The following is a 19,997-nucleotide window of genomic DNA, read 5'->3' on the forward strand; positions in this document are numbered from 1 at the left end:
ATTCGACGCTATTGCAATGCTCGACGCCTCCAAGTGTGACGCCAATATCATCACCGAGTTTTCGCACTCTGCCGTAGTTATTCATTGCCTCGGCCCTTATTTGGAAATTCTTGGTTCAATGCTCTGCTCCGCCAGATAGCACAACAGAGAACACGAAAAATCTGGCTCACTTGCGATCTTCCCGCGATCTGGCGCAAGCTGATCAAGAAAGATCGGCGTGCCATCAGCCTCCGTCCAAAAATAAACGTTTAACTCGCGTTGTAGATCAGCCATACGATCAAATACCTCTGGAAAATCGCGCCGGATCATATTCCAGTATCCCATTCCACCTTTCGGGCACCCAATGCAGTTATTGTTTGGATAGCCCAAGTGGTACATGGCGGGTAGATCAATCCCTGCTCTTTCAAGAATTGCAAAACAGTCTGATTTATCCAGACCAGCCTCAATTAAAGAGGCATCAAGCATGACCTCAAAATTTTGTTCTGCAAATCGCTCAGCACGGTTTGCCTCTTCGGAGGTATATCCGAAGACCTGGATGTCCTCGAAGTCCTCAAACCGTTGTCTGACCGACTTTTTCAATGCGGTAGTACAAGGCGCACCGTGAGGGCTCATAATGAAACGCACCTTTTCCCAAACAGCCCAAGTGTCCTGATACTTATTGTTCCGGAGGATAAGAATTTCCTTCCCATACCATTCAGAGCATTCCTTGATGAAACGCCAATTATCAGGATGCTCGCTGCCAGTATCGATGTAGGCAATGGTCACGCGATCTTTACCATATTTTGCAAGAGCCATCTTAACGGCAACAGCCGAAGCTGCGCCGCAAGAAAACCATGCCAAAACCCGTTGCCCTTTATCTTTCAGAATTCGTTTAGTCATGGTCTCACCCACTCCCCTGAAACAGCATTTCATCATCTGAATACAACTATAGCAAGGTTTGAGATGAATTCCAAGTAACGATTCCAATTAAATTCCAAAAAAAGTTTCCAAGTGGTGTATTTCCGTGTATCTCTTTTGATGTGATAGACGAAGTATGGACAATTGGAAGGCGAGATATTGGCTGTCCCTGTAGAGAAAATTGGTTATGCCCGTGTCAGTTCTTCTGATCAGCGACTAGAGCTCCAGATTGATGCTTTGAAAAAAGCAGGCGTGAAGGAGAAGTTCTTGTTCACAGATCACGCATCCGGGTCCGGCTTGGCCTTCAAGCGCGAAGGGCTATTAACCGCCCTGAAGCTTCTCTGTGAAGGTGATACCTTTGTCGTTTGGAAACTGGACCGGCTCGGCCGGTCTGTATCCGAGTTAATCAAGACCCTTGAGATAATCCGGAACAAAGGTGCGAATTTGCAAGTCCTGACACAGCCAATCGACACCACGACCTCCCACGGAAAGCTTTTCTTTCATATGGTCGCCGCCTTTGCTGAGTTTGAGCGGGATCTGATCGCTGAGCGCACCCGTGATGGGCTGGCCGCTGCCAAAAGGCGCGGCGTTTCACTGGGCCAGAAAAAGAAACTCACACCTGCAATGCTGCAAAAGGTGGTGGATCTAAGACGACAGGGAAAATCCTATGTTGAGATAGCTTCGACCCTTTCGAAGAACAGCAAAACAAAGGTGAGCAAAAGCACCCTATACAGTTACAAGGAACAGATCGAAGCTATGTTGCCTTTCGATCTGGAAGAAGTCGAAACAGATTCCAACTGACGGAAGTCATTGAAAAACATTGTGATATCGTTAACGCAGGAAACGAAACCAAAGCCATATTCCTGATCTCGGGAAATTGGTTCCAACTAACGGAAATAGGGGGAAGAGATGCACAAAACCCTTCAAACGATACAGGACAAACTTGAAAGTTTGATTCATCAAGTTGATTCAGCCGTGCCGAGCAATGATCCGATTGGCGTAGCCCAAAACAATTGGAGTTTTGCCTGCCTTTCAAAAGATGAACTCATTAATAAGGCACAAAATATTTCGGATCTAATACAAGATCGTGGAACTGACCAACTCGGCAGTTACGAAACTCTATTGTCTGATTATCCTCGCCGCCTTGATCACCTACTAAATCAGACTGCAGCGAACCTCTGGGGCAATGGAAATCACGCCATACCAGCCTATTTGCATACACTAAATGGACTTCAAGAAGCACTGGAACCAGCCCTTGAGAAGGAAGATGTATCCATAATTCAGGCACGGCATAAAACAGCATTGAAAAGCCTGAGAAGCATAGAATCCAAGCTTAAGAAACTCGAACCACGGACCGGCTCCCTAACAGATATGGTTTCCGGCATTGAACAGGCCCATTCCGCCGCAGAACAATTGCCGACCGATCTTGAAACCCTCTCTGAGACTAGAGAAGAAATAGAGGATATAGCTCAAGTTGCGGAAAAAAATGGGCGCGCTATCGAGGGACTGAAAGAAGACATCGAAAGTATTCACACCTCCATTGATGGATATGCCGTGCAAGCAAAGGCTGTTCTGGAACAATGTGAGACAGCATATTCAGCGGCAACAAGCATTGGATTAGCAGCTGCCTTTTCAGAACGATCGGATACGCTCTCGCGCTCAATGTGGGTGTGGGTCTGTGGGCTGGTGTTAGCACTCGCTGCTGGCAGCTATTTCGGTTCTTCGCAAGTCAGTCATCTGGTCGAAATGACATCAGAGCCTGACACACCAGCAGGCGCATTCGTTTTCAATATTGCGCTTTCAGTATTATCAATTGGTGCCCCTGTCTGGTTCGCGTGGTTAGCGACAAAACAAATCGGTCAGCGTTTTCGTCTAGCTGAAGATTACGCATTCAAGGCATCTGTATCCAGGGCTTATGAGGGGTTCCGGCGTGAAACCGCACGATTTGATAAAGATATGGAAGCCAGATTGCTTACTACAGCATTAAATCGCCTTGACGAATTGCCTCTCAGGCTAGTGGAGACGGAGAGTCATGGAAGCCCTTGGCACGAATTGATTAGCTCGGATTCTGTGCAAAAAGCACTAACAACTGTACCAGGCTTTCCAAAGAAGGTTCAGGAACTCGCAAACCGATCAGTTTCTAAAACATCGCCAAGACAGCAAGTAGCGAACACATCAGAATCAGAGGAACAATCAGCCGAAAAACGTGAAAGCGATGTGGCATAATCAGCCTGATGAGAATAATTCCAACTGACGGAAATAAGGGGGAAGCATGTCATATGTAAGGGCCAATTTGGATGCGGGCGAAACTGTGCGACTAATGGCCGGAAATCATTGGGCTATATTTTTTGGGCCTGCCGTTATGATTCTGCTCAGTATCATATTGATCCCTATGGCTTCTTATCTTGGATATGCTTGTTTGGCTGTTACAGGGGCGTACATCCTTAAAACATTCATCCACCAGCAAACTACTGAGTTGGCCGTGACCTCAAAGAAAGTGGTGGTAAAGACCGGCTGGCTCAACAGGAATACTCACGAGATGCAGTTGAACCAAATTGAAGGCGTGAATGTCCATCAGACGCTTATGGGAAGATGGCTCAATTTCGGTGATTTATTCATACGGGGTTCTGGCGGCTTTGTGGTTCCAGTTAGATTTGTGGATGATCCGGTTAAGTTCAGGAAGTTTGTGAATGAAGCCTCAAGTGCCACTTAGACCAAATCAGCAACTCCCACTGACGGGAAATTGACGAAAAATCATGAACACCACCCTGCGCGCTTACCGCCGAAATACGGCCTACCAAGACTATTCGCTATCATAAGATCAGCGACGTTTTCGCCGTCAATATACACGTCAGCCAATACGCGCCCACCATACTTTCCCCATTCTGGGTGGCAAAACAAAACATCTTTCGCCTGCTGCACTCGACTTATCAAGAGGCTCTTGGCCTCAAAAGCTAACTGTTTTTCGAATTCGCATTTACTGCGGATTTCCGGGGTATCGACACCCCTCACCCGAACGGAAACGTTCTGAATGGTTTCAGGCAGACCAGAAAGAAGGATGTACAAAGTATCCCCGTCATAAGCGATTTTTTCTCGTATAGGCCACTGATAACAATCGGCCTTGACCTCAAACGGAGATAATAAAAACAATCCAAAGGTTACATATATCGCTCTGATCATCGTTTTAGTTCCTTGGGTCCGGTAGCAGCTAGGCTATAGCCTTCCGCAAACCACCCTGCTTTTCTGCTTGATCCAATCACCTTGCACATCACCTACAAAGAACCGGCTTCTCTCAATACATTTCACTATTCCAGCGCTGCCGTGAAAAAGATATGTACTGATCAACTCAGATTGCAGAAGCCCGTTTAACTTGAAACTATCGGTGATGCCGGTGTTATGGCTGATTAACTGGTAGCCATTTCCGAAATAGTGCTTCAACGGGTTTTCACCGGTCACACTCTCGGCCTGTTGCCAATGAAAAGCCTCATCCGCACGTGCCGCAAACGACATGGCCAACAACCCAATCAGGGCGATGGTAATCATTCCCCTGCCCGTCCTCATTTCAAGGTATCCAGCGTTGCGGAACAGTCACCTTTGGCTATTCCCAATTTCTTTAATTCTTGCTCCAATAGAGCCTTAACAGCAGCATCAAGGAATTTCTGTTTGGATGAATAATCAGGACTGTTTTTGACCACATAAGACAACATCTCAGACACTGCTTGATTGTGTTTGAAATTATATCCAGCCGGTAACCGTGTATTCATTGGATCAGAGTTCCAAGGATAAATTTCATTCTCCTTGGCTTTTGGGGCCTTTGCCTTTTCCTTGGAAACGGCCTTTGCTGGTTTTTCAGAACCTTCTTTCGACCGGCCTTGGGATACAAAGGCTTCTGCCTCTTCGCTATTCAATAGATCCTCTATTGATTTTGCCTTGTTCTCGCGAACTTGGAATGGTGCCTTTGTCATTGAAATACCTCCCGATACAGATCTTGGAATTCTTCCCTACCCTTCAATGCGCTTTGGTTCGAGGTTTTTAATTCACCAATTCCAATGCCCCTGCCCTCGCATTCTCGTTGGTGAACCCGCCTGTAATTGATGACTGAATCAAGAACAGTGAAGATGCTTCCAAAATCCTTGTTTTTCTCATGCTGCATTGCCTGCTCAAGGATATCAGTCACCTCTTTTTTCTTGCTTGCGTTAAGCGACTTTGGTCCGGGATGCGCAAAATTGATAACAAGGTGGATTTTGATTGGATCAATATCGAATTGCTCTCTCATAACATTAGCATTTCGAGCGACTTCAGCGAGCCGACCGAAGGTATCAATAGAGAATTGGCTTGCCACTATTGGGCATACCCATTTGTCTGCAATCAGCGCGACCGCCCTTAATTCATCGCTATCCAATCCACCGGCATCAACAATCACATCCCCCAATTGATCCGCCAGTTTACGAACAGCTTTCCCAACGGCCTTTCCTGTCTTTTGGACAACAACAATTTCTGGGATATCGGAATAAACCGCATCACTTTCACGGGTTATCTCCCGCGAGGTACCCCAACCATTGAGATTTGTCGTATCATCAGCATCTACGGCAGTGACGTTATTTCCAGCCGCTTTATGCTGAACAGCCATATTGTAAGCGACCGTCGTTTTACCCGGCCCCCCTTTAATACCACCGAACAAAACGACTATCCCCTTAGAACCCTGCTGAAGATTTTCCATCTTAATTCCCTTTGAACCATATAATACTATGTGGTGTGGTACCACACCACATAGTTAATCACAAACCGTGCTTTCTGAATTTTTAGCGCAATACCGATCCTTGAATGGAACGGTGTCCAACCCAGCGGACACAGGGTCATAGGGCTTTAAAGTTTCAGAAAACGCGTCGGCCAAAACATCGCATTTTGCCATGATGGCCGTACTTGCCTCTAGCGCATGCGCTTTTGAAAACACGTCAGTTCCTTTTGAAAAGGACTTAACGATACCAACCATCTTTTGTTTAAGCTCCGCCGGACAACTCGAAATGACCGCATCGATCTTTTTCATTCGATCATCCAAACGACGATCAATTGAATGCATGACATAAGAATATGCATAATTATTTTCGTCCACCGATTTATGCAAATCCTTCGGGCCACCCACGGGGCCAGATGCACAACCAGCCAGTAGCAACCCGACAACCGTCGAAGAAAAAACAACACGCATAAAACATCTCCCTTATTACGATAATCAAACATACCACACCGCACCATTTGGTGCAACACCATGCAACATGATATAATGTGGTGTGGTACCACACCACATTTAACCACACTAAATATTGATAGTAGATCCTCCTTTTAAATCTATAACCAGCCGAACATCGCGATAAGAATCTTTTGAGACGGTCAACTCATTGAACATAGGCGCAAAATGAATATTCCATCCCTGCGGCTTCTCTACGATTTCACGCACAAAATGAAGTGGCTGAACAACTTCACCCTCATCATATCGACCTTCAAAACCGTTTAGAACGTCATCATCATAGTAGGCCGTGCAATCGAATACGCTGAACTGTCCGTTCACCAAAAGCCTTGCAACATGCCTCAGGCCCCAACGATTAGGCAGTTTTCGCATTCTCTTATAATGCGACAGGACAAAAGGGCTAAATGTCCGAATTGATTTGCGTGATGTCCGCCTAACTCTCAAACTCTTGTTCAAAAGCATTGACTGCCCTTGACCAATTTGTGTGTTGTTGATTTCAGCGATCACCACAGGCAACCAATCTGCGCTGTAATTCCTGCTAATAACATCCTTCACATCGACCAAATCACCAGAGGTGGCGGAAATACTAAATTCATCGCAACTAGTCCCTTGGCGAAGGGCATTATTGAGATCCACAATGCGAATGGTTGTTGCAAATCTCTGCACACAGACATTTTCCGTTGAAACATAGAATACCTTCCCAAGTTTTACCTTGGAAAAATCCTCAATATTCAATGCTTCGACTTGTTCAAATTTCATCATAACAATACATCCCTATCTTTCATTGTCTCTATGTGGTTCTGAGACACTTCCGATAGATACCTAATAACTATCGGACAATCCTATTAAACATTGGTTAATCAGTGACTTAGGTTGAGAACAGCCCACAGAATACGAAAATGACGCCAAGCCCCAACACGAACCCAAACGTTTGATAAGCTATTGAAATTGCGTATTTCATTTACTTTCCCTTTCCTTATTAATCAGGGTTGCACATGCAACCCTGACTAGCCCTGTGGCGATGAACGGAAGGGGGATAGCAATCACCGAACAAGGGGGAGGGGAATCACCCGGTCGCACAAGCGCCAGCGCGGAGAACGGGGAACCCCCCTTGTGAGCGCTTGCGTCCAGTGATTGCAATAGGGGGAAACGTGTTCGTTTCACCCTGTTAAAACAAACACAAAAAAGCCCCGCGTCTTTAAGGCGCGGGACCATACGAATTCTCAGGGGCGCGCATTGCGCGGCTCTGACTTCCTAAATAATTTGGGTAAACCACGACTTCACTTATCCACCCACAATACGCCTATCTGCCAGCTTACTAATAGAGCGCAGATAGGCTTGAACGTGGATAAGTGGGGTAGGGACTAACTATTTTGGGTTATCTCAAGCCCATGGGGATAGACATTACCCTTCCATTCCAAGTCACCTGTAAGAGCGGACAAAACCACGGGACAAAGTGGTTTTTCTTCGGTACCGAACATCTCTGCCTCTTCTTTTGCCCATTTCTGGGCATAACGAAACTCAACAGGAATGCTTGTAATTTTCTCAAACTGGCCAGAAGGGACCATCAACCCCGGCAATGAAGCGTTTTCCATAGTTGATCCCCTCACGCCATTTCCGAGCTTTTTTCTTCTTCAGGCTGGCTCTTGCTCCTTGGACGATCAAGAAACCTTATGAAATCAACGATGAAATCGTTTCTTTGTTCAAAACTGCCATCTGGCCGCGTCCTCTGGCTCTGTTCAATATGGCCATCGATGCAGATGTAAGACCCCGGCTGAAGCCGCCCCGATTCCAAATCATGAACATGTGGTTTTTCGAAGGAAACAACTGAAAAAAATTCTTGAATTCTCTCTGCCTTCTCGCGCCGCTTCATTTTAGGGCGGTCAACGACAACTCGCATAAGAACATAATCAAGACGCGAGGATTCGCGGATTTCTGCCTTAACTACCCGGCAAAATGTTTGAAAGGTCATTTCACTAAACATGGCATTTCTCTCCATCCAGTCAGTTACCGGGGAACGGTAATCTGACCGCTGATAATCTGGTTATAAGCGCTTTGAATCCGTGAAACATATTTGCGTTGGACTTCAGGATCGCCGTTAGGGCCGGTGTTATACCGGCCAACGGCCAACCATTTCGGGCCAACCTGACTGATTTCTGTGGCCAAGACATAAGCGCCGACATTTACGCAAAGACAGGCGTCAGCCAACAAGCTTTCCCGTGTAATGTGACGATCTGCCAAAACTGTTAGCCAGTAGCTATTTATCTGCATCATGCACACATCCTCAGATCCATCGGTATTCTGATTAGTCGCATGGTTCCTAAAGCGAGATTCCGTAAATGATATTGCAGCCAGCAAATTCGAGTTTACGGAATAACGCTGACCGGCCGCCGCAAAACAATTTGCAAGTGAGGGCAGGGGAAGCGTTAAGAGGATCAAGAAAACAACACGGAACATCATGTTTTGATCCGGTTGGGTTTTGGTACCTTCTTCAGATACTGAGGAAGCTTAAACCATTGGGTAACGTCACAAAGAATAGGCCGGATGAAATGGCGGCGAGATAGAACGATACACTTCCCTTTAGGAATGGTTCCCCACATCTGAGGGCTGATTAAATCCTCACTATGTTCTGAATCTGTGGTGGATGATGCAAATCCAAGCCCTTTTCTATTCTTGGATTGCTTGGTTTTTTTGACCTTGCCGACCAATCGCGCAAACTTGTCCTGCATTTCCTGATCAGGTTGATCAAACAGAACATAGTGATCAAAGTTGACCATGAAATTGTGATAGGAATTCGGGTACCGTTCTTGTATCTGCTTTGAAGTCTGGACAGAAATCAGGATATGAACGCCGTATCCAGCAGCCTTATTGAGGAAAGAAGGCAGCAGTTCAATAGCTGGTAAATCACGCATTTCATCAATGATGATCAGTATTGGCAGATCACCCGGCTTGCGTGGATTACTCAAGCTCCAAGCGATAACGGCATCAAGAAACAGTGCCGTCAGGCGTCCAAAGGTCGGCGCATCTTCCTGCGGGAAATCAATAAAAACGGATGTTGGTTTTTTCCGCAGCAGATCGAAATCAAAACTGTCCAATCCAAAGAACCGGCGCGTGGCCTCGTAGGCGAACGGAGCCATCTTTGTATTAAAAGTTGAGATATGTGACGTTGCTTCACCAGCCCCTAGGGTTTTGGCGAATGCGGATAGAGCGTCCACAATGAAGGATGGATAGTTATGCTCGCGGGATGTTTTAACCATCCAATTCAAGCGATTGACGAATGGATCATCCTTTTTGCTTTTCGGCGGGGGAAGGTCGTTCCACAGTTTCCAAACATTATAGGGATGGCCATCCCGGCCAAGCCGCACAGCCTCAGACATTTCAAACAGAAATGTAGCGGTCAGATTCCGACGTGCATTGTCGTCCCAATGTGGATCTTTCACTTCCGGTTTCTCAGGCACGATAAGCCCTGCAACACGGGCTGCATAAAGCTCCCGGTCGTGGTTTTCTGTTGGAATTTTTGAGAGTGCGAGGAAGTTCCAACCGGCCTTAGTGTGAGGATTAGCAACACTAAGCTCGAAAAACGGTCCTTTGGATGCTCTATCAGGGCCGACAATTATCTTGATATTCCCTTTCGGCTCTACTGCAACAATGCTGCCGGGATAATCAAGAATTGTGGAAACGATCTGAACTGATTTACCGGATCGGGTGGATGCAAAAAACAAGGCATGCAGAGTTTCCATAGGGCGCAGGGCATGGCCTTTAAAACTTGCAAGCGTTGGCCCAAGACGCCCCAACAATTCCATATTCTTAATGTCGATCAGCTTAGCCATACGCGGCTGATTAGGATCAACAGAAACATATTGAATGACCGGCAAAAAAGAAGCGAATGCCACGATAGGGAAGGGGGTAATAGCCAAAACCGGGTAAAGCGGGAAGGGGTCCACCACGGCAAGAAAAGCTGATATCCCGGCTTCCCGTGCGTAAACGATCAGTTGTTGGGCATATTCGAAACATTGTTTCAGATAGCCGGGGACAAGCCAGATGCTATCAATCATGGGTGTGGTGGTTACAAGAACACCGGCCATCAAAACACTATATGCCGCAAAAAACAGTAAGGAGCGGGTAGGGAAGGGGTTTTTATACTTAAAAGGCGGTTTAGGCATATTCTACCTCCGCTGCATCCGGCACACGCAATCCCGCGTTTTCGCAAGCTTTGCGTTGCTCAGCGTTCATTTCATCCGGGTAATCGAAAAAGAGCTTCTTCAGAAAATGAGCGCGTTTCTCCGGGCTATCTAAGTCAAGGTCTGAAAGGTGTTGTTGGGTTTCTTGCGCCGTGAGATGTATCCCGTTGTCCTCAAAGTGATCTATGATCTCTGGGACGGTGGAAAGCGGGCTTTCTGTCACATGAGCGCTGATTTCTTTGGCGATACGGAGAGGATTTATCCAAATCTCCGTTACCCTGCGCTTATAATTCGGTAGGCGGTCTACCTGAATGACGATATCAATGGTGCGCCTAAACACACCGACTGAAGCTTCAGCCGGCATCCCGGCCATCTCAATCAATTGATGTAATGCAGTGAAGGCTAGATCAGGCGATTCAGCGTGAATTGTGGCAAGGGTCCCCCCATGCCCCATATTGAGAATTCTAGCCAGAAGATGAGCGTTTTCGTCTTCCAACTCACCGATCAGAGTTCTATCCGGCCTGCTTCGCTGGACAGACTTCATAGCGTCCAAATGCGTGATTTTTTCGGCTGTTGCGAGACGGTTCACAATGTAAGAATTCTTATTCTTCAGATGTGATAAATCCAACTCGCGAGCATTTTCAACGGTCAATGTCCGTTGGCCATCTGGAATAAGCTCGATCAGGGCGTTCGTGAGGGTGGTCTTACCAGAAAACATTCCACCAGAAACAAGAATATTCCACTTCCCAAGGATCGCGGCTTTCAGGACTTTAATTTTCTTCTGGCTTAGCCGGTAGTCCTTCAGCGTGTAAACACGAGGTCGCCACACTCGGATGGAAACGTTAACACCGTTTTCCAACCAACCACCAAGATCAAGTTGAAGTCGATGGCCACCGGGTAATGTGGTGGCCAAAGACGGTTTGCTCTCAAACTCAACGATATCCAATGCGGCGGAGAGGGTCCGGCCCAGTGACCAGAGGTAATCCAGTGTCATTTCCGGGTCTTCGTAATAGGTGAAACCTTCCTCAGGGGTTTCAACAATAACCTGACCAGCCCGGTTCACTTGGACCTCAACCGCATTTGGCATGGAAATATAGTGGTAGAGCCGTTGGAGCGCGTTCGAGACGAAATCGTGATTGAAGGCTGACATGATTACCAACCTTCCTTACCATCTGCTTCGGACTGGTTATAAAGTGTATCAGCATATCCAGTCGGAGCAGCCCCCGGATCGGAACTTGGCGGGCACGAGTATTGGACCTGATACAGGAAATTTACAGATTCCTGTTCGCCAAACCATCCATCTTCTCGGGAAACCGGACGGAACCCCTTAAAGATTGCGACGCTCCATGCCACATGTGCTAGATCGGTCCTGCTTGCGCCACAATTGGTGCCTATCTCATATCCGTGTACATTCTGGTACCGGATCAAGGCTGCATGGGTGGTCACTCCTTGAAGCTTCCAATAAGGGGCGGCTGTAACTGTGCATGCGAATACAGGGCCGACAGTATCACCAACACCGATGATTTTGTTTATCTGTTCTCCATCCGGCCTTAAATACTGCTCTGTGCGCACCGTTGTGGTGGTCTTGTCACAGCCGATATATGAAACTTCGTCTGGTATGTCTGCTTCTGCGATGTAAGTGTATGGAACGGGTGTTGCACCGTCGCGCACTTGTGCTTCGGAACGAATAAACTCCGCGCCGTTTACAACCGCATAGAGTTCGGTTTTCGGGTCGCATTGAAGTTTATCATCATGGCATTCATATCCGTTAACCCGCGTCTGAAGTGGATATTGAAGAGTGTCGTCCTTGGCGCACTGGTTGACATATTGCGGTGTGTTATTGCCATCAATGTAATAGTGACGTTGCGTCGCATAGGTCACGTTTGAAGCAAAATCATCCTCAAATACCCCGACACATCCATCAGTGGTTTTCAAAAGATCCTGAGCGAATTCAAGCATGGGTGAACAGCTTGCATCGATGTAGTTGGTCTTGTTTTTATCATCAACATATGCTGTCCGGCTTTGCGGCCATGCCTGACTGGTTTCAACATTCCATGCATAATCGCAAACAGAACGGTCTTCGAAATGCGCGAATGTGACGCCAGTATCCTCGCAAATTGATGAGGCTTTGTATTCCTCGTTATAAACCCATGTCCATTTTGCTCTTTGATACGCCATACCGCTGTCATGCCGTAACTCGCAAAGGGTAGGGTCTTGCACCATGTCAAAAGCAGCCTCATCTTGGCTGTCTTGGCATCCTGTCATTTCCTGACGCTGGCCATTTTGATTGATGTAATAGATCAATACTTGCTTGATGGCCGTACGGCTGGTGGTGTCCATCCGCCAGCCACAGCTAGTGCCTTCCTCCAACATTGTGTAAGTCACATCAGTGTCGGATACGCATTGCGTATCCAGATAGGCGACAGCCAAATCGCTGCCAACATAATAACGACGGTATGCAGGATTGGCCGTTCTATTCGAGATATCGGTAACGTCAGGGCATACGAGGTAATCTTTTGAAATTTCAAAAGTTTCCAAACTGTCCGAGCAATCCCCTGAGGGTGTTCCATTTTTTAGGGTCTGAACCTGAGTGATAACTTTGCCTTGTGCCTCATCAATGCGCGGCTCACATCCTTCAGATGTTATTGAAGTAATTTCTACCGGCTCGGCTTCAGAACTTTCCTTAATCACCTCGGGAGTTTTAAAGTCGCTGGTGGTTTCGGGCGCTGTGCTGTTGCCAGATGACGGGGCAGATCCGCCAGAGGTTGATGCATCCTTTTGTTGTTCTTCCTCTTGGACGACCGGCTTTTCTTCGCCGGTATCCTCCAAAAGACCCAAAATTGCCTCAACAAGCTTATCGTGATCACCTTCGGCTTCGAGAGTGGAAGAGGGGAGATCCGTTCCGCTTTCCACTTCAATCGTTGATTCGAGTGGATCGGTAAGCAGCTTGCGGCGCGTGGTTTCGGTATTCTCAACCGTCGTCCATTTCACATCGGCCTTGTTGGTGCCTTTCTGCGGGATTGAATGACCAGAGATTTCAATCTTTGAAAGGTCTTTTCCAGCCAAACGGGTATCATTGGATATTTTGGCGATGGACGCGGAGACTCTCGAAGGTGCAGCGATTGAAATTGTCTTGTTTGTAAGAAATGTCGCGCGGGTGAGTGAATCCGTTTGGCTACCCAAAGACGTGGATTCTGTTGCCGGTGGTGTAACGGTTGAGGTTTGAGCAAACGCCATGCTCGGCGCTGCAATCAAACTGATACCTATCATCAGTTCTTTTAACATAATTATCCTTCCTCAAGTTTAGGGCGACGAATGTAGATATCCCGCAATAGCTGGATACCCATTCTCTCCCCGGCGGCGATTTTTATGATTGGGGCAAGATCAATGTTTTCTTCGAGCATTTTTGCTGTGATCTGACCCAAGTTGTCAGAAAGGGATTGAGCGGATTCATCCGCTATTCCTTCATCGTCGAAAGAGGCTTGCCCAAGAGCGGCAAGAGCAGAAATACCAGAGGTCACAAATGCACCTCCGTATCGCTCCCACATCCGGTTATCAATTTGGCCCGGTAGCCCTACTTTGCCTTCTGCGTCCGTGGCATATGCAAAGCATTCTTCGGAACCTGAATTTGACCCGTATAGGTGCGCACCGTCAGAAAGGCGTATGATGCGGAAGAAGCAAACATCTAACCTGTCATCACCCTGTTTTTCGAGCGGTTTATATCGGCCAATGGCCACATCGCCCGGTTCGAGAATTTGGGTAACACCGTCGGTTCCCATAACGATTTCATCAATGTGGGCGAACACCAAACCTTCCAAAGTGGAAATGATCCTTCGGTCGTTCACAGCCCAAATTGGCCGATCCATTGTCAGAATAGATTCTCGGTTTACTGGATAACTGGTTTCAATTGAGGGGGTTCCCTCTCTCAAATAATTTTCATCCGACATAACGTATGTTGGTGGGGATGCCTCTACAGAACCAATGTCAGACGGTGGATTTGTGATACCAAACTCGGCCTGTAATGCTGCCAGTTCTTCATCCGACAAGCTGTCTAACAGCATCATCATCAAGATAGGATCGATCTCTTGTGGTGCTGGCGGTTCTTGGGGAACAGGCTTAGGTAATGGGGGTTCAGGAAGCTTAGGTTTCTGAACCTTGGTTTTTAAGATGCCAGCAACCGCGACCTTATAGAGTTCCCGGTTCGTGCTGATAAGAATCCGATTTGTGATATCCATCGGTTCATCGGCATATAAAGTCAATGATACCGTGCAAGATGTTCCCGGAGTGATCTTGTCCGGGCAATCATGATCAGGAAACAAGGTTGCCGGACCGCTGTTATCAATACCGTTCAACAGAACAGGGGTTTCCCCGTCTATCGAGATGGTAAAGCGGCGCGTCAAAACTTTGTCGGATACGAAGCTTTCACCGAAATCTATCTTGTCTGGCAAAATAAGACTTCCGGGGACAGGCGGTTTCGGTTCAGGCTTCACAAACTTTGGATAATAGTCTTCCGGTGTCGTGATAACGATTTTTGGCGGTTCCTCAGATTGTTTTGAGGAATCTTGCTGATCTTCAAAACAACCGGTCAAAAGAACCGCCAGAGGAAGCGCGATTAGGCTTTGTTTGGCCGAATACATACGATTTTCCCCCCACGTTTCAGTGTCAACGGCCCCACCGTTTCAACAATGAGATAACGATGATCTTTTGTTTTTCTGATCCGAACCGGCTGATCTATGCCATTGACCACCTCAAATACGGTCGGCCATCTTTGCACGTCCGGGTTTTTCCACTCCAAGAAGGTAAATTTCCCAACGGTAAACACCTCATAAGGTGCGATTTCAGCGTCACCGGAAACATCTGTGATACGGTTCATTTCCGTTGGGTCGAAATCATACTTCCGCGTCCACATCGGAGCATCAGAAGGTAAGATCGGCTTTAATGGTCGTTCCATTTCTGCCGGAACGTCGCCCATTTCACCTTCTGTTAGTGCCTTTGTGTTGGGTGAAAGGCTGGTTGTTTGAGCGGTCTTGATGCGGACCCAAGTTGTAGGCGGATTTTTTGAAAGGAATGATTCAGAACGAACATAAAGCCGATATACTGCATCATGATCTGTACGGATGCTGATCAAGACATTATGGCCGGGTATTTCAGCATTAACGCTGATGCAATTGTAATTTTCTTTACCGTTTTCCTTACAATAGTTCGTCTTAATGGCTTTCGTGCCGCCAATCACCTGAAGGGCTTCATGCCCTTCTGGCAGTGTTACGAAAAAGGGCATCCCTGCCTGAGCAATGGCTTTCATGTTGAAGCCCACAGGATCGGTAAATTCGAGATAACCATCCTCCGGATTTGAGGTTGTCCATATCTCTTGCACATTCACACCCGGAGTAGGGTTAGTGAGCGGGCCATATTGCTTGGACACCCGGTTTCTGAGCATCAGCAAAAGGGCCTCTATATCGACTTTTTGGGCTTGCTGGTTATTAGGCTGAGCCTGATTAACCGGCTGAGGGGCCGCGGGGTTTGCAGTCTGGCCTCTTTGTTTATTTACCGGATAGGTGCGGGCGCTTGGATCACCATTCACAGGTTGGGTACCCGCACGTTGCTGTTGTTTGGGAAAAGCAGGTGGGAGGGGCGCATTCATTTGGGCATTGGCAACGCTGATATACCCAAAAGCAACCAATGTGAGAGCAATTTTACTCGCTGTCTGGAACAGGCATCGGGACATAATTCATCACCTTGATATTAAGTGGGTTTAGAGCGGCTTCATGGGCGGTCAAACCGTCCCGTGGATCTCGCCGCACGGTTACATCAATTTGCCAACGTTTGCGGCTACCTGATATCTCTTCAGTTGCGTTGTAATCTGCCGTTTCATAACGAATATAAAATTCATTTGGCTTATCCGGCTGCGGGGATACGGTCACATTATGTATCGACCTTGTTAGCCCCTCTTTTCGGTAGAATGTTCGAATACTCCGAGGATTTTTCAGAGGGTTCATATGGTCGTCATATGCCTTGAACCAGTGCTTATCTGTAAAAATCTTCAGCCATTCATCACGGGATTTATCGGTTACGTGATCGATGCTTTCGCGTTTGGTCACATATTCAGAAAGAGTGTTGATGAATATCTGAGTTTCTTCATCGCGAGTGATTTCGCCATGGGTGAGGTTGATCGTCCTATTGGCCAAATCATCGAAGCTGTAGAACCAAAATTGAGGACGTTGATTATCCAGACGGTCCCGCAAGCGCATATCATCAATGACAACAATTGAACTAAAGGCTGTCAGACAACAGATGACGGTTGAGAACATAAACCGTTCACGGCGTAGTCGTTCTGACGGATGATCAAGATCACCGGGGGGGATGCCAATGGAAGGATCTTCCATTCTTTCATTGGCAATACGATCTTTTTTTGAGGCAAACAGTTTCATCACGACAAACTCTGATCGTTCGGAAACGTAATCTTGGGACCACAAGCGCATGGTGAAGGCGAATAATCATTCCGCCCGCTGCCAGTGGGGTTCACTTTGTTTTGCTGCCCAGCACATGCAGCAAGAAACAAACAAACTGAGACAATGATTAAAGATTTGATTTTCATTGGTCTTCCTCGCTTCCGGCCAAAGTGACATAGGTCTTGATCCGGCGGGAACGATCAGCCGCTTCCATTCGTATCTGGTATGCCAGCAAGAGTTTGATTTGATTTAGTTCTGAGAGAATGGAAGTTTGAGCGCTGACGCTGGATCTTAGGATACCGTCAATTTCCTCTTCAGCGTTTGTCTGCTGAATGATCGTCTCTGCCTCAGATGCAGTTTCCTTAGCTGTGTTGAGGGCATACATAGACTGACCGTATGCCTCAATAATCGAGTCCTCTAAAATGGCTTCTCGACGAGTGCTGATCCAACTTTGCCATTTTGAGCCTGTAACAGGCACGCCGTCTATTTCCTCGCCTTCTGGATCACCGTTGAGCAACTTCCTTGCCGCCTGACCAGCTTCGCAAGCGCTGAAGAAATTAGCGCTGAAATCATTCGGCAAATTCGGCATTGATAATTCTGGGATGGCGCATTGTGCGGCCTCTGATACAGCATTCATCAGTTGAGAAGAGGAATAGTTACCTTTCGCCAACGCGCCCAACTTATCCATGGTACCTTTTGAATAGGACGCTATTTTGACGACTTCCTCATATTCTTTGAGCATCTGCGTATATTCCTTCTTCATCTGATTAAGCTGCTTAACAGCCTCAGCGAAGTTTTGCGGATCATGCACAGTCCATTGCGCCTGAGCAGGATTGAGGAATGCAAACATCAGGAATGCTGCAACAAGAATTTGATACGGTAATCGTGGGGAAATTCCTCTTTGCATTTTGTAAACTCCGCATATTCGTCAGCGCCACCGGCAAAAACATGAAGATAATGTTCCAGCGGCTTCAGATCGGTTTCGAGAATGACTGAATGGCTTTCGCGATGCATAAGAACGGGCCTAATCGCCCCCTTAGGACGCCACTCGCCAAGGATGAATTTTTTATGGCTGTCGGTAAGGTTGGAAAAAACTGATAGCTGTTCTGGATCGTTGGCAGATCGCGGCCAGAAATAGTTTGTTCCGGCATTCATGATGAACTTTTTGCCGTTTGGGGTATCCAGACAGTCCTGAACAGTGGTCCAAATAGTAGTTACCGAACCTCTGTTACGGCCAGCGGTGCGAAATTCACTTAGGGCAAGATCACTGGTGTTTTTCTCGCCCAACAGAACCGCCGCTTCATCAAAGATCAAAGCATAGGGGATATTCTGGGAGACATACGCATTCTGAACGCGCCGGGTGAAATAGTAATTGAGGTTCGCTGCAAGCTCTTTATCGTCAATAACGGTGTCCATAGCCATCGTATTGACACGGGCCATTGTTGGATCAAATGCGTCATATGCTCCGTTATATGTTCCAGCATAAACACCGTTTGCAGTTGCGTATGAAGTCATCAATGGCTTTAGAGCCGGGTCCATGAAGCTGAATAGATTGATCATGTTACGGCCCTGACGGTCATCATATTCGTAGGCCCGCTTCACAAAATCGCTAATCCAGCGGTCAACCTCAGGCCCTTGGCTATTCGCCATTAGGCGCATCATTTGAATGGCCAATTGCCGGTCTTGGTCGGTGCCTTCGTTATCAAAGAAATTTAGCGGCATGTCCCTTCCGGGCCATAGATACTGACCGCCGATATAGTCAGTCCATATTCTGGCCCCCTGATTTCGGTCGAAAATCATTGCACGCAATTCTGGATGAACGGATAGTGCGCCGGTCAGAAGGAACAGGAGCAAAACCGTCTTACCACTACGGGTCGGGGCAAAAACGTTGGCATGAGGGGGACTATCCAACCCTGCCGTTGGCTGCATGGTATGTGCATATGCTCCCCCGGCAACTGTGGGCAGATAGCGGATTGGGTACGGTCCCCAAGGGGAGGCGGTATTGCCGCTTTCAACGGTACTCATTGGAGTGAGTTCCGAAAGCTGCGAGATATTCAGAAATCGCTGGCGGACCTTATAATCAAATCCCGGGACTCTCGAATTGTGAACGATCCATGAGCAATCGGGTGATTCCTTCACAAGAAAATGGTGGTTGCGAACAAATATTTCATTGATGTTTGCCGCTGAACGTTTCACCTCTTCGGGGGTATCACCTTTCACAAACACAGCGATTGTGGTGTAAACGTCAGTGTTTTCACCACGCTCTACTTGTTTGATTTCTTGCTTCCAATCTTCCTCGGCTACATCTGTAACCCCGGAGTCCTTCACCAAATTTAGAGAGGCTTCCACCCGTTTTTTTGTTTCTTTCGCAGATCTAAATTCAGAAAGGATCAGGAAATCAAAGCGTATTTTTTGAGAGAATAAGTCGAGAACAAATTCATAATCCAGATTTGAACCGAATTCTGTAAATGACAATACAGATATGTATTCACGCCCTGTCGGATGATCCAATTTGATCATGCCGTCATCGTATGGCCATATATCTGACTTAACTAATGTATTCAGCTTATCGCCATATTCTGGCGCAACTGTTTCTTGATACCCATTTGCGAGGTAAAAGATGAATGAATTAAGTGGTGAAAAACCTGATGCGTCTGGATCATTTGTAAGAATTTCTGGACGATGCTCGGCCAGCCTTACAATGGCTTCATCAACAGCAGATTGAAGCGAATCCTGATTAGATGATTTTGCGGTTGAAATGATTATGTAATGGGAGGTGAAAAAACTATGAGAAATATGCCGCGCCCATTTCTCATTCAGATCCCCGATAATGCCATCTCCCAAAGTTGAGACAGGGACGGAAACGGAATCATGCGGTGAGAAAAACCTGACAAAAACATCTTTCTCAGAAAGACTTTTCATCCATTCATATCGAAGAGTTCGGATTGCCTCGACACGATTTTCATCCATAGATGAATAAGACGTTCCGTGCATCTTCAACACGACGAAAAGCGATCCATCCGCGTTTTGAACCGTGCGACTATCACCCAACACCTTCCTGAAAGGGAGGTAATGAGGCAATGAGTCATGCTTTACATGACGCCTTGAATCGGGCCGCCAGTTCAGAAGGTAGGTCGCACCAATAGCCAGTGAGCCAGCAATAGGCGGACCGGCCCAATACATCATGTTGAGGGTATTAGGGTCCATAACGCACCTTCCCGCGCT

The 19,997-nt window shown here is 47.1% G+C and carries 21 protein-coding genes; 3 read left to right on the forward strand and 18 right to left on the reverse strand.

Annotated elements, in window-relative coordinates; genetic code table 11:
- Positions 1–96: 96 nt before the first annotated feature.
- Positions 97–879: a phosphoadenosine phosphosulfate reductase domain-containing protein gene (locus DFP90_RS21270; RefSeq protein ID WP_181905501.1), complete on the reverse strand. Its 783-nt coding sequence runs from the start codon at positions 877–879 to the stop codon at positions 97–99.
- Between the two features lie 177 nt (positions 880–1,056).
- On the opposite strand from DFP90_RS21270, the gene DFP90_RS21275 reads away from it, so the two are divergent.
- From DFP90_RS21275 to DFP90_RS21285, 3 genes are all read left to right on the forward strand, one after another.
- Positions 1,057–1,698, forward strand: coding sequence for a recombinase family protein (locus DFP90_RS21275; RefSeq protein WP_181905502.1), 642 nt, complete (start codon positions 1,057–1,059; stop codon positions 1,696–1,698).
- A gap of 108 nt (positions 1,699–1,806) precedes the next feature.
- Positions 1,807–3,123 (forward strand): hypothetical protein, encoded by a 1,317-nt coding sequence (locus tag DFP90_RS21280; protein WP_115939311.1) that lies wholly within the window; start codon positions 1,807–1,809, stop codon positions 3,121–3,123.
- Between the two features lie 46 nt (positions 3,124–3,169).
- Positions 3,170–3,610, forward strand: coding sequence for a PH domain-containing protein (locus DFP90_RS21285; RefSeq protein WP_115939313.1), 441 nt, complete (start codon positions 3,170–3,172; stop codon positions 3,608–3,610).
- 41 nt (positions 3,611–3,651) lie between these two features.
- On the opposite strand, the gene DFP90_RS21290 is transcribed toward DFP90_RS21285, so the two are convergent.
- The 17 genes from DFP90_RS21290 to DFP90_RS21370 form a co-directional block, all read right to left on the reverse strand.
- A complete protein-coding gene (locus tag DFP90_RS21290) occupies positions 3,652–4,077 on the reverse strand; it encodes a thermonuclease family protein (protein WP_115939315.1) in 426 nt (141 codons plus the stop codon).
- Between the two features lie 33 nt (positions 4,078–4,110).
- On the reverse strand, positions 4,111–4,440 hold the full coding sequence (locus DFP90_RS21295; protein ID WP_147301090.1) for a hypothetical protein: 330 nt from the start codon (positions 4,438–4,440) through the stop codon (positions 4,111–4,113).
- Between the two features lie 14 nt (positions 4,441–4,454).
- Positions 4,455–4,862 carry a hypothetical protein gene (locus tag DFP90_RS21300; RefSeq protein ID WP_115939319.1) on the reverse strand — a complete coding sequence of 136 codons (408 nt, stop codon included), beginning with the start codon at positions 4,860–4,862 and terminating at the stop codon, positions 4,455–4,457.
- Positions 4,859–5,617: a division plane positioning ATPase MipZ gene (locus DFP90_RS21305; RefSeq protein ID WP_115939321.1), complete on the reverse strand. Its 759-nt coding sequence runs from the start codon at positions 5,615–5,617 to the stop codon at positions 4,859–4,861. The genes DFP90_RS21300 and DFP90_RS21305 overlap by 4 nt, the downstream gene beginning before the upstream one ends.
- Before the next feature lie 54 nt (positions 5,618–5,671).
- Complete coding sequence (locus DFP90_RS21310) at positions 5,672–6,103, reverse strand: hypothetical protein (RefSeq protein ID WP_115939323.1); 432 nt, start codon at positions 6,101–6,103, stop codon at positions 5,672–5,674.
- A gap of 108 nt (positions 6,104–6,211) precedes the next feature.
- Positions 6,212–6,904, reverse strand: coding sequence for a hypothetical protein (locus tag DFP90_RS21315; protein ID WP_115939325.1), 693 nt, complete (start codon positions 6,902–6,904; stop codon positions 6,212–6,214).
- 602 nt (positions 6,905–7,506) lie between these two features.
- Positions 7,507–7,737: a hypothetical protein gene (locus DFP90_RS21320; RefSeq protein ID WP_115939327.1), complete on the reverse strand. Its 231-nt coding sequence runs from the start codon at positions 7,735–7,737 to the stop codon at positions 7,507–7,509.
- An 11-nt stretch (positions 7,738–7,748) separates the two neighbouring features.
- Positions 7,749–8,126: a single-stranded DNA-binding protein gene (locus DFP90_RS22725; RefSeq protein ID WP_147301091.1), complete on the reverse strand. Its 378-nt coding sequence runs from the start codon at positions 8,124–8,126 to the stop codon at positions 7,749–7,751.
- A 23-nt stretch (positions 8,127–8,149) separates the two neighbouring features.
- Positions 8,150–8,602 carry a lytic transglycosylase domain-containing protein gene (locus DFP90_RS21330; RefSeq protein WP_115939331.1) on the reverse strand — a complete coding sequence of 151 codons (453 nt, stop codon included), beginning with the start codon at positions 8,600–8,602 and terminating at the stop codon, positions 8,150–8,152.
- Positions 8,599–10,305 (reverse strand): type IV secretory system conjugative DNA transfer family protein, encoded by a 1,707-nt coding sequence (locus tag DFP90_RS21335; RefSeq protein ID WP_115939333.1) that lies wholly within the window; start codon positions 10,303–10,305, stop codon positions 8,599–8,601. The genes DFP90_RS21330 and DFP90_RS21335 overlap by 4 nt, the downstream gene beginning before the upstream one ends.
- Positions 10,298–11,473, reverse strand: coding sequence for an ATPase, T2SS/T4P/T4SS family (locus tag DFP90_RS21340; RefSeq protein ID WP_115939335.1), 1,176 nt, complete (start codon positions 11,471–11,473; stop codon positions 10,298–10,300). Before DFP90_RS21340 ends, DFP90_RS21335 begins: the two co-directional genes overlap by 8 nt.
- 2 nt (positions 11,474–11,475) lie before the next feature.
- Positions 11,476–13,608, reverse strand: coding sequence for a hypothetical protein (locus tag DFP90_RS21345; RefSeq protein WP_115939337.1), 2,133 nt, complete (start codon positions 13,606–13,608; stop codon positions 11,476–11,478).
- Positions 13,609–13,610: 2 nt separating this feature from the next.
- Positions 13,611–14,960, reverse strand: a complete 1,350-nt coding sequence (locus DFP90_RS21350; protein ID WP_115939339.1) for a TrbI/VirB10 family protein — start codon at positions 14,958–14,960, stop codon at positions 13,611–13,613.
- Positions 14,936–16,048 carry a TrbG/VirB9 family P-type conjugative transfer protein gene (locus DFP90_RS21355; protein ID WP_115939341.1) on the reverse strand — a complete coding sequence of 371 codons (1,113 nt, stop codon included), beginning with the start codon at positions 16,046–16,048 and terminating at the stop codon, positions 14,936–14,938. The genes DFP90_RS21350 and DFP90_RS21355 overlap by 25 nt, the downstream gene beginning before the upstream one ends.
- Positions 16,017–16,751 (reverse strand): VirB8/TrbF family protein, encoded by a 735-nt coding sequence (locus DFP90_RS21360; protein WP_181905503.1) that lies wholly within the window; start codon positions 16,749–16,751, stop codon positions 16,017–16,019. Before DFP90_RS21360 ends, DFP90_RS21355 begins: the two co-directional genes overlap by 32 nt.
- 163 nt (positions 16,752–16,914) lie before the next feature.
- Positions 16,915–17,679, reverse strand: coding sequence for a TrbJ/VirB5 family protein (locus DFP90_RS21365; protein WP_147301092.1), 765 nt, complete (start codon positions 17,677–17,679; stop codon positions 16,915–16,917).
- Positions 17,622–19,979, reverse strand: a complete 2,358-nt coding sequence (locus tag DFP90_RS21370) for a VirB4 family type IV secretion system protein (RefSeq protein WP_147301093.1) — start codon at positions 19,977–19,979, stop codon at positions 17,622–17,624. Before DFP90_RS21370 ends, DFP90_RS21365 begins: the two co-directional genes overlap by 58 nt.
- Between the last annotated feature and the right edge of the window lie 18 nt (positions 19,980–19,997).

Origin of the sequence: Aestuariispira insulae, from assembly GCF_003385955.1 — a bacterium.
Classification (GTDB): Bacteria; Pseudomonadota; Alphaproteobacteria; order UBA8366; family Aestuariispiraceae; genus Aestuariispira; species Aestuariispira insulae.